Origin of the sequence: Vibrio sp. 10N.261.55.A7 (assembly GCF_002877365.1) — a bacterium.
Lineage (GTDB): Bacteria > Pseudomonadota > Gammaproteobacteria > Enterobacterales > Vibrionaceae > Vibrio.
Map to the genome: position 1 here is coordinate 2,446 of NZ_MCWZ01000059.1, position 251 is coordinate 2,696.

A 251-nucleotide genomic window follows, 5' to 3' on the forward strand; every position below is an offset into this window, starting at 1 on the left:
AGAGTCCAAGCTTTTGCTTTTGCAATGAGCTCTTCATCTTCTTTTACGATACCGGCGATTGATAGGTTACGTGTTGCGTTAAGTGCCATTTGGCAATCAACGTACATTTGACGCCAGTAAGGGCGCCATAAAGACGCTTTACCGACGGTTTCTTCAGGGTAAGCCTGTGGCTCTTCGTAAGGGGCAGTCTCTAGGAACTTAACCGTTGCTTTGTTGTAGAAGTCATCGAACATGCAGTGTGATTCATCAGC

1 pseudogene is annotated in these 251 nt (G+C 46.2%); it reads right to left on the reverse strand.

The features are described from left to right. Positions 1-251: pseudogene (locus BCU12_RS05025) on the reverse strand (alginate lyase); the annotation flags it as partial.